This window comes from Methylobacterium sp. J-030 (assembly GCF_022829545.1).
GTDB lineage: Bacteria > Pseudomonadota > Alphaproteobacteria > Rhizobiales > Beijerinckiaceae > Methylobacterium.
Genome location: NZ_JAKSYM010000037.1, coordinates 1 through 7,060, shown reverse-complemented (window position 1 = coordinate 7,060; position 7,060 = coordinate 1). Strand labels below are relative to the sequence as shown.

Annotated in this window: 8 protein-coding genes and 1 pseudogene; 2 read left to right on the top strand and 7 right to left on the bottom strand. The window is 64.0% G+C overall.

Annotation, left to right across the window (positions count from 1 at the left end; translation table 11 throughout):
* Window positions 1–309: 309 nt before the first annotated feature.
* Window positions 310–657, bottom strand: a complete 348-nt coding sequence (locus MKK75_RS01385) for a hypothetical protein (RefSeq protein WP_244040848.1) — start codon at window positions 655–657, stop codon at window positions 310–312.
* A 261-nt stretch (window positions 658–918) separates the two neighbouring features.
* On the opposite strand from MKK75_RS01385, the gene MKK75_RS01380 reads away from it, so the two are divergent.
* Together MKK75_RS01380 and MKK75_RS01375 are read left to right on the top strand one after the other, a co-directional pair.
* Window positions 919–1,164, top strand: coding sequence for a hypothetical protein (locus MKK75_RS01380; RefSeq protein WP_244040847.1), 246 nt, complete (start codon window positions 919–921; stop codon window positions 1,162–1,164).
* A gap of 594 nt (window positions 1,165–1,758) precedes the next feature.
* A complete protein-coding gene (locus MKK75_RS01375; protein WP_244040846.1) occupies window positions 1,759–2,484 on the top strand; it encodes an FkbM family methyltransferase in 726 nt (241 codons plus the stop codon).
* A gap of 80 nt (window positions 2,485–2,564) precedes the next feature.
* Here the strand turns inward: MKK75_RS01375 and MKK75_RS01370 are convergent.
* The 6 genes and pseudogenes from MKK75_RS01370 to MKK75_RS01345 form a co-directional block, all read right to left on the bottom strand.
* Window positions 2,565–2,699 (bottom strand): annotated as a pseudogene (locus MKK75_RS01370) (IS5/IS1182 family transposase); the annotation flags it as partial.
* A 1,334-nt stretch (window positions 2,700–4,033) separates the two neighbouring features.
* Entirely contained in the window at window positions 4,034–4,759 is a 726-nt protein-coding gene (locus tag MKK75_RS01365) for a hypothetical protein (RefSeq protein ID WP_244040845.1), read from the bottom strand.
* A gap of 174 nt (window positions 4,760–4,933) precedes the next feature.
* Window positions 4,934–5,134, bottom strand: a complete 201-nt coding sequence (locus tag MKK75_RS01360; protein ID WP_244040844.1) for a hypothetical protein — start codon at window positions 5,132–5,134, stop codon at window positions 4,934–4,936.
* Window positions 5,135–5,180: 46 nt separating this feature from the next.
* Window positions 5,181–5,630, bottom strand: coding sequence for a hypothetical protein (locus tag MKK75_RS01355; protein WP_244040843.1), 450 nt, complete (start codon window positions 5,628–5,630; stop codon window positions 5,181–5,183).
* Window positions 5,630–6,685 (bottom strand): peptidoglycan-binding protein, encoded by a 1,056-nt coding sequence (locus tag MKK75_RS01350; protein WP_244040842.1) that lies wholly within the window; start codon window positions 6,683–6,685, stop codon window positions 5,630–5,632. Before MKK75_RS01350 ends, MKK75_RS01355 begins: the two co-directional genes overlap by 1 nt.
* A 15-nt stretch (window positions 6,686–6,700) precedes the next feature.
* Complete coding sequence (locus MKK75_RS01345) at window positions 6,701–6,934, bottom strand: hypothetical protein (protein ID WP_244040841.1); 234 nt, start codon at window positions 6,932–6,934, stop codon at window positions 6,701–6,703.
* Window positions 6,935–7,060: the final 126 nt, after the last annotated feature.

Below are 7,060 nucleotides of genomic sequence, written 5' to 3'. Positions count from 1 at the left end.
CATGCGTGGTTTGCGCTGCGAGGGTGGCCTCATGCGTCGAGAGTTGTCGGTACCTTCGAGCGTCCGAAGGGCGCGAAAACAAATGGTGGCTTTCTGGCGCCGAGCCAACTACTGCTCTCCACCCCGAGCTGAAGTTGCCGGCCGGCTGACAAACGTCCGCTTCGGGGGAACGCCGGCAGCGCTTCCGGCGGCCGGGTTGGGTCCAGGCCGTGTCAAAACGCCGGGAATGGGCTTTGTGCTGTGACGATCCTCGGCCAGTGGGGCGAGATCCCGGACGACTTCGCCGAGAGCCTCCAGGGCGGCTGACCGTCAGCGTGCCCGCGCCGCGAACTCCCAGACCGGCGCGCCCGGTACCTGACCCTTTTGGACGCGATGGCGCGAGGTCAAGGCTGCTGCCCGTTCGTCGATCTGCGCAGGCCGTTGAGCCGGCCAAAAGGCCAGCTTTTCGTGCCCGTAATCGGTCGCGGTGTCCTCGACACCGCCATCCTGGCGGCCATTATGCTGGGGTGTGTTGGAGCCTTCGATGCGGTCCTGGTCCTGGCTGACCCTGCCGATCTTGATCGCAATCGTGGCGATGATCTGGTTTGTTGGGTCTTGGAGAACCTCGCTGTCTGCGCATCCGCCTTGCCCGGCAGGGCAGACAAAGGTCGCAACCAATGGCTACAGCCCGCCCGGGTGCGTGGTCGGCAGTGAGACCAAGCCGTAGTCGATGGCGTCGTGGGCGCCACGACACCGATCACGCTGATGATATCCTGCCGGGATGCGCACAGCTCTCCCCGGCCTCGCTCGCGTCGTCGCTGCCGGAGGCGCGCGGGCAACGCGTTGGCTTGACGCAGGAACGTACTCTGTGACGATCGGTTGGCCCGGCTCGAATGCAGGGTCGGGCTTGGCTCGTCCCTCGGCTATGGGAGAGCTACGATGGCGAACGCCGGCAAACACGGCATGCACCCTGGTGCTCAGGGAAAGGGGTCTGGTTCTGGCGCAATGACCGAGTTGCCGGAGGGCGTTCTCGGTGAGAATGCCGTGTTGAGCAACCGCGACAAGGCTCAGCACGACGGTGAGCGTGGCCTCGACGGCAAGGGCGTTCAGACGGATCAGTACCAGGATCATTCCGCCAACCGAAATGATGCCAGCGAGACTGCCGAGAAGCCTGAGCAGCCCTGACCCTCCCTAACCCGCAACGTGCGTCCCCGCCGCAGCACCTCATCCTTGAGAAGGTTGCCAGAGAAAGAGGTCACCCAGGACTCATCCTGGGCCTTGGCCGTTCTGCCGATTGTCCTCCGCTCGGCCCCGCCCCGATCTGTTCACGGGGCGGGGGAGCGTCCGATCTCACCAGCGTGTGAGCCGAGCCGATACGCAACGCGGCTCTCGCGTAGGATGGCTGGCGGCGGTTAATCCCCACCGGTCGGAACTCGGCGGCGATAATCCCGGGCGCAGCACGCTAATCCGCGAAGGGCCCCAGGCCGTCGGACGCGCTAGCCCTACCGGCTCTCCGAGGAGCAGCGCCTCTACTAGACGCACCGCCATCTACAATGGTCTACACTATACTCGCAGCCAGCGTCATCACTCTAAAACAGTTGAACGGTTCTGTTAAAAGCTCTTGATATTATAAGATTTCTGAAAATTGCGACGAGGCCGGAGTACTTACTTCATGCGCCTGTATCGCTCTCCAACATGTAGCAGATCCCTCGGAAAGGGGTTAATAATCCCGGATTGCGGCCAGCTGGCTTTGAGATAAAAATCCGAGAGAGACCATACATGTTGCGGGACGGCGCAGATCGCGATCAACTCATCAATCTAATCGGACGCAGCAATCCTACCATTTTAGAAGTTGGCGCTCACATGGCAGACCAGAGCGTGAGGTTTGCCGAGTGGTTTCCGTATGCACAAGTATTCGCTTTCGAGCCGGACCCGAGGCCAATCCGGAATTTCTTGTCGAGGCCGGGCAATCCACGAGTGCATATGATTGAGTGCGCGCTCGGCAACTATATCGGTAAGACGACATTTTATCAAAGTGATGGTGTGCCGCCGGCAACACCTGAAGAAGATATTAAAAAGTATCACCCTGAGGGATGGGATCATTCGGGTTCCATTCGGCCACCGAAAGAGCATCTAAGCGAATTTCCATGGGTTAAGTTTGATAACACAATTGAGGTGGACGTCACAACTCTTGATGCTTGGTCGGAAAGCTCTGGGGTCAAATACATCGATCTCATATGGGCGGACGTTCAGGGAGCTGAGCAAGACTTAGTGGCAGGCGGCCGTAAGTGTCTCCGTAACACACGGTTCTTCTATACAGAATTTTCTGAGAAAGAATTGTACAGCGGAGCTTTGGACGCCGAAGCCATCCTTAAGCTGTTGCCCGAATTTGAGCTCATTGAAATGTTTAAGCATGATATGTTGCTGAGAAACAAGCGTGCCTGGGACCAACCTATACGCTCGTCATCGTGGCGCGGCTGGTTGTCCCCAAATAGATATACTTAGAGCATAGCTCGTCTACCAACGAGACTAGCCAGATGGGTGTCTTCGACTGTCTGACCGTGGCGCCCCGCTCTCGTCGGGATTCACAACCAGTAGCAGCCGGCGGCTGCGAGGCAGTTGGCTGCAAGGTAGTTCGTCGCTGAGCGAATGCTGCGGATAGCGATGCGGTGGTAGTCCTTGAGGCGACCGAACATCTACTCAATGGCGTTGCGGTCGTGGTCCAACCGAGCCGATACGCAAGTTGGCACATGGTTAAGATGGCGGATGGCGGATGGCGGGTCGTGCTGGGCGCCCGGTTGCGGGCGTCCCGCGCCGGCGAACCGGGCGGGCTCTATGCGACTGCGCCGCCGAGGCCAAGGCGGCGTAGGCCCTGGTTGCTGCTCTTCCGGCGCTCGACAGGGTAGTGTCTCAGTTTAAATTTGGAGTGCCGATTAGCGTCAAGCATACGCCAGCTGGAGGGGACGCGCGAGGGTACGGGACGGGAACGCCGGGTTGGCCAAACCGCGCTCAGATTTCAAACTGAGACACTACCGACCCGGGACCTAGGTTGCAAAGTCTAGATCGTGGAGTTGTGTGGACGCCGCATGCGCAGGGCCCTCAACTCAAAACTGCGTCTCGTTGCATTCACTAGTTCGAAATCAGGCAGGGAATGCAGAGCCCAAATCATCGGTAGCTGCATGAGGCGGTTCGCGAACAATCTTGTTACTAAGTATTATTAACCAAAGATATCAACTTGATTGATTTTATTTCTGGCCGAATATAATCGCACTTGAAAATATAGCTTAGGCGACAGACGTGAACTACGTAGGTATCTGCTATCATATGGCGATCGGACGTTGTTCGTGCTCGGCAACTGTTGGAAGTAGCAGCGGAACTTTAGTAGCAAATCAAAGCAACAGACTGCCACAAGAATTAATAACATCGAGAAATATTACCGAGAGTTTGGCGTCACAACGCACCTCGTCTGATGTATCCTCAGACGCTGTTAACGTCGAAACGGCGCGATATAGAACGACCCTCTTCGACTCTGGTCATTCCACCTTCGAACTCGGCTTTGGAGGTAGCGAAAGCCTCTTCACGGGCGGCAGAGAAAACGCCGGAGGCGCGCCTTCACCTGAGCTCGACGCTGGTATGGGTCTGCTTCTTGCAGCTATCACGGTCACTATCGTCAAGCGCAGGCGTCGCGCTGGATCGGCGTTATCGGACTTCAAGTCTGTCGACTAACGCTGCGTGCGTAGAAAAGCCCGCAACGGCTAATCGTTGCGGGCGGGAGATGCGGTGCAGCCAGATCATGCGCCGTTGCTCTAAGCTACCGGTCCGTGCGGCAAAAATAGGCCCGCCGCGGTGTTGCGCCGGGCGGGCTGAAGGAGCGTCTCGATCTGGAACCTTTTCCCTCTACTTTTTTCCACCTTTGGTTGCAATAGCGGGGGAATGCAATTTTGAGATGGAAAAAATAGCCCCGCGCGGCTGAGCCGGTGGGGCTGAAACGACGAAAGGCGCCCCCGGCCGAAGCCGAGGGCGCCTGAAGTGTGAAGCAGAATGTGAAGCGGCGCTACCGTCGGGGTCCGCTCTCCAGCGCATCGATCCGGCGCTGCTGCCGCTCGTTGAATGCGCGGACGTGTTCGTCGACCTCGCCGCGCAGCATACCGGTCACCCGGTCCTGCGCGTCGTTGCGGGTCAGCGCCTCACTGCGGGAGATCGTCCGGTCCTCCAGCTTCTCGACGTGCCGATCGAGGACATCGCTGCGCTTCTCGAACCGCGCCTCGACCCGCTCGATGCGGTTGCGCAGGAGGTCGTAATCCTTCTGCTGCAGCTCGCGCACGATCCGGTGCTCCTCGCGCGGGACCACCTGCTTGGCCACCGCGTCGACGTCGCGCTCGACCCGCTCGATCCGGTTGTCGGTCAGACGCTGGAGATCGTCACGCCGCTGGGTGACGACGTTGAAGCGCGTGTCGAGGTCTTCGCGTGGCACGTAGCGCTGGGTCGCCGACTCCATCTTCACCAGCGCCGCCTTCAGGTCGACCAGGCCGGACGACAGGGGTGAGAACGCCAGCGCACCGATGCCGCTGATCAGGGTGACGATTAGCGTGATCGCACCGAAGGCCGAGCCGATGATGGCGAGCCACGGCACCTTGTCCCGGTTGTCGAGCTTGGTGACGATGTGCTGGATGCCTGTCTCGATCCCACCGACGCGGACTTCGAGCGCGCCGATGCGCTCGGGCATGGGGCGTCCGTCCATGGTCGGCTGCATCTGCTGCTGCTGGAGGTTCTGCGTCATGGTCCTGGCCCCCAAGGCCGGAGAGCCGCGCGCCGGTGTTCCGGTCGCGCGTTGCGTTAAGCGAACCGGCCTCTCGTAAGAGACAAGCCGGTTTGCGTTCGGTGGATGAGAGGCAACCGAGCCCGACGACCGGCCGGGGAAGCCCGTGAAATCTTCACGGGCTTGAGTGACCGATCAGGGCTTGGCGAAGTCGCGTCGGACCGCGTCGATCCAGGCCTGGGCACGCGCCCCGCAGGCCGCCTTGGACCGGTCGAGCACCTTGGCCCGGCCGATGATCCGAACGACGTCGGACCGGGTCAGCGATTGATCCGGGATCTCCGGGAAGCTCGCGCGCACGCAGGCCTCGATGCCCGCGGGCGGCGCCGGCAGCGTCACGTGGATATCGTTCGGCGCGGCCGGATCGATCGCGGACGGCTCGAACTTAGAGCTGGCGCAGCCGCCGGCTGAGAGGCTGAGGCAGGCAAACATCACCGCGGCGCGGGTTCTTGGCGAGCACATCGTTGAGATCCTTCAGCTTGGCGCGATCGGCCTGTTCGGCCGCTAGGTCGCGTGTGGCCTGCTCAGCGAGATCGCGGGTCACCGCCTCGGCGAGGTCGGCCCGCTCGCGCTCGGCCCGGATCGCCACGGCGTGATCGTGGACGAGCATGCGGCGGGCGCCGTCGAGCACCGCGACCTGCCAGCAGAAGGCGAAAGCGGCGACGCCGGCGGCCATCGTCAGGCCGACGATCCGTAGGCGCGTGGGCAGGACGATCCGCCCGAACACCAGGATGAAGAAGGCGGCGCAGAGGATCTTGAGCGTGACCGGGGAGATCGCGGCCCACAGCAGGGGCGCGACCGCCATGAGGATGGCGGTCCATGAGAAGTCGAACATCAGGCGCGCGCTCCGGTGAGACGGGGGAAGCGGTGCGCGAGGACCTCCGGCACGGGCCGGCCAGCATCATCCCAGCGCGCGTAGAGGCCGTAGAGGGCGCCGGCGACGATCAGCGCGCCGACCATCACGCCCAGCACCGTCCCGGCCTGGATGTGCCCGTTGGCGTCGTCGATCTGATCCTTGAGCCCGACGATGTCGCTGACCGTTACGAACGAGGCCCCGCCCGCCGCGATCGCCCCGCCCTGGACCGTGCGGCTCTGGGCGAGATTGGCGTCACGCGTCGGGACCGCCAGCGGCTCGGCCGTGTCGAGGGCGGCCAGCGTGTCGTCGTCGAGCTCGCCCGTGACGGGCAGGCCGGCCTTCTTCTGCAGGAGCTGCACGGCGCCGGTGGTTCGGTCGCCGTGCGTGCCGTCGACCGCACCAACGGGGTAGCGCAGCGCCTTGAGCTTCGGCTGGGCCGGGATCACCCGCCTCGCCGCCTTCGCCTTGGCGAGGTTGGCCTTGCACTCGGTCAGCCCGACCTCGCCGCCGTCGATGCGCCGGCGCATGGCCGCGGCGTCGTCGGCCTCGGCGAGCGCGTTGCAGCCGTGGTCGGCCCAGAACGTGAGCGCGGCCGCGATCGCCCCGGCGGGCGCGCGCAGCTTATCCGGGTCGGCCTCGAAGCCGGCCGCGCGGTAGTTCGCCCGGCCGGTGGTCTGCAGCGCGCCGCCGCCGCGGTAGCGCCAGCCATCGCCGGGCTTCACGTTGCCGAGCCGCCCGCCGTAGACCTTCTCGGCCAGCGCCTTCGGGTTGCCGGCGAAGGGCCGGGCGGTCACGAGAGATGGGAAGCGCTTCGGCCAGACCGCGCACAGGCGCTCGGCCGTGTAGAACAGGCTCTCCTCGAGCCGGGTCAGGCCGCCGGTCTCCGTGGCCACCTGGGCGACGAAGTGACTGATCCGATCCGGCGTGGTGATCTCGGCCGCCGCGATCCGGTCGTCGGCCGCGACGAACGCCGCCGCGATGTCGGCGCGCGCGTGCGGCGCGACGGCGGGGAGGATCCGCTTCCAGTCGGTCATGGCGGCCATCGGTGTTCAGAAGGGGATCGAGAGTCGCAGGCGCAGCGGCGCGAGCTCGTCGAGTTCCAGGGTGCGCAAGCGCTCGCCGTCCCGGATGAGCGTGCCGCTCGGCGCGATCGGCTGGGCAGCGAGCAGGCCCGCGGCGCTCGGCCGGGGCGGCAGGTGAGGCAGGCGCGGGCGCGAGGCGGCTGCGGCCGGCGCGCCGATCGCCAGGATGACGGCCAGCGCCGCCGGGAGCCGGCGTACCATCAGCGAGAGGCCGCGAGCCGCAGCCGGCCGGCGCCGGGCGTGCGCAGGATGGCGAGCCGCGCCCGGATCACCCCGCGCGGGATGATGCCGAGCCGCTCGGCCGCCCCGCGCGCGAGGTCGAGGGTG

What these genes read in the sequence shown, in the direction of transcription:
- MKK75_RS01375 (WP_244040846.1), top strand. Translation starts at nt 1,759, where the DNA reads ATGTTGCGGGACGGCGCAGATCGCGATCAACTCATCAATCTAATCGGA.
- MKK75_RS01345 (WP_244040841.1), bottom strand. Translation starts at nt 6,934, where the DNA reads ATGGTACGCCGGCTCCCGGCGGCGCTGGCCGTCATCCTGGCGATCGGC.
- MKK75_RS01355 (WP_244040843.1), bottom strand. Translation starts at nt 5,630, where the DNA reads ATGTTCGACTTCTCATGGACCGCCATCCTCATGGCGGTCGCGCCCCTG.
- MKK75_RS01350 (WP_244040842.1), bottom strand. Translation starts at nt 6,685, where the DNA reads ATGACCGACTGGAAGCGGATCCTCCCCGCCGTCGCGCCGCACGCGCGC.
- MKK75_RS01380 (WP_244040847.1), top strand. Translation starts at nt 919, where the DNA reads ATGGCGAACGCCGGCAAACACGGCATGCACCCTGGTGCTCAGGGAAAG.
- MKK75_RS01365 (WP_244040845.1), bottom strand. Translation starts at nt 4,759, where the DNA reads ATGACGCAGAACCTCCAGCAGCAGCAGATGCAGCCGACCATGGACGGA.